1 protein-coding gene is annotated in these 267 nt (G+C 41.2%); it reads right to left on the reverse strand.

Translation table 11 applies throughout. The annotated features are described in order from the left end of the window. Window positions 1–156: 156 nt before the first annotated feature. Window positions 157–267 (reverse strand): DUF2570 family protein (locus HMPREF2644_RS09090; protein ID WP_143422620.1); only part of this gene is annotated, 111 nt, incomplete at its 5' end.

Consider the following 267-nt stretch of genomic DNA (forward strand, 5'->3'; position numbering starts at 1 on the left):
AGATGATCTACTTGGCTTGCGCACTTATCTCGCTCTGCGGTTACCTTAACTAACTGTATGACTACATCGCCGTATGTTTCCCCAGTAAATGCTGTTTTGACACAAGGTGCAGTATAGGCTTGAGGCGGATAAATATATTCTGCTTTAGTCGTGATTTTATTTGTACAAGCGGTCAAGAACAGACTGAGGCAAACGAGTGTGAGCGCAAGGTTGAGTCTTAATGATTGTTTTAACTGATTCAGCATTTTCTGTTGCTATCCTTTCTAT

It is taken from the genome of Haemophilus sp. HMSC071C11, from assembly GCF_001837655.1.
Classification (GTDB): Bacteria; Pseudomonadota; Gammaproteobacteria; order Enterobacterales; family Pasteurellaceae; genus Haemophilus; species Haemophilus influenzae.